The sequence below is a fragment of the Amycolatopsis kentuckyensis genome, from assembly GCF_002155975.1.
Taxonomy (GTDB): Bacteria; Actinomycetota; Actinomycetes; order Mycobacteriales; family Pseudonocardiaceae; genus Amycolatopsis; species Amycolatopsis kentuckyensis.
Map to the genome: position 1 here is coordinate 1 of NZ_MUMI01000845.1, position 1275 is coordinate 1275.

Below are 1275 nucleotides of genomic sequence, written 5' to 3' on the forward strand. Positions count from 1 at the left end.
GCTTGCCCGCGAGGCCCGCGTCCGCCAGGATTTCCTGCCCTTCGGCCAAGGGGCCCGGCCCCGGCTGCCAACTCTCGCGCAGCGCGGCCAGGCCGCCGCGGCCCGCTTCGCGCCAGGCCTCGGCCCAGCGGGTCAGGTCGCGGGGCGGCAGGCGCGCCGCGGTGGCCAGCGCGGTGATCTCCGCGCTCGTGCGGCCGGCCGCACGGCGGGCGAGGTCTTCCTCGAACGTCAGCTCCGCCGCCGTCGGCCCGCCGGCGGTCCTGGACCTCGACCCGCCACCGGACACCGGCTGGACAGCGGCGGCGCTGTCCGCCCTCGCGGCGGACGCGGCCTCCCTGGCCCGAGACCTCCTGACCGGCGGCCCGACGGCGGCGGAGCTGACGTTCGAGGAAGACCTCGCCCGCCGTGCGGCCGGCCGCACGAGCGCGGAGATCACCGCGCTGGCCACCGCGGCGCGCCTGCCGCCCCGCGACCTGACCCGCTGGGCCGAGGCCTGGCGCGAAGCGGGCCGCGGCGGCCTGGCCGCGCTGCGCGAGAGTTGGCAGCCGGGGCCGGGCCCCTTGGCCGAAGGGCAGGAAATCCTGGCGGACGCGGGCCTCCCGGGCAAGCCGAAGATCTGGCGCAACCGCTTGACCCAGGGGGAACTGCAACTGCGCTACGGCCGCGACGCGCGCTGGTACCGCTTCGTCCGCGAAGGAGCGGAGTGGCACCTCGACGGCCCGCCCTCGGCAAGTCCGCTGGACCTCGCCTACTGAGCGGCAGAACCTCCCGGATCGGGCGCGCTGTGGTGTTGGCGACCACTTGTGCCGTCGTACTCGCCGGATCGGGCGCGCCGTGGTGTTGGTGACCACTTGTCGCTGTCGTGCTCACCGGATCGGCGCGCCGTGGTGTTCGCGACCACTTCTTGCCGTCGTACTCAGCGGGGTGCCGGGTCGACGCCGGTCAGCTCGCTGCTCCTCGACCACAGCGCCGCGGCGGACTCGGGGTCGGTCATGTGCGCGTGCGGCTTTTCGGCCCGTGGTTCGCCGCGCAGGCCGAACTGCCGCGGGCCCCAGAGCTCCCCGCCGCCGATGTCGGGGTCGAGCACCGCGCGCACCGCGGGCCAGGCACCCGCGTCCTTGCCGTGCAGCAGCAGCCCGGCGGGAAGCCCGCGCAGCCGCGCCGACGTCGAGCGCGCGTGGATCCCTGGCCGTGGGGGAGTCAGGGAATCCAGGGCTCCGCCCGGGTGCACCACGATGCTGCGGCTGCCGCTGCCCGCGGCGCGCAGCCGGCGGT

Annotated in this window: 2 protein-coding genes; one reads left to right on the forward strand and one right to left on the reverse strand. The window is 76.5% G+C overall.

Features of this window, described 5'->3' with window-relative positions:
- The first annotated feature begins 161 nt into the window (after window positions 1-161).
- Window positions 162-755, forward strand: coding sequence for a hypothetical protein (locus CCN39_RS48580; RefSeq protein WP_244211372.1), 594 nt, complete (start codon window positions 162-164; stop codon window positions 753-755).
- Between the two features lie 161 nt (window positions 756-916).
- Here the strand turns inward: CCN39_RS48580 and CCN39_RS50540 are convergent.
- Window positions 917-1275, reverse strand: a 359-nt coding sequence (locus CCN39_RS50540) for an SDR family NAD(P)-dependent oxidoreductase (RefSeq protein ID WP_491844444.1), incomplete at its 5' end; no start/stop codon positions are given.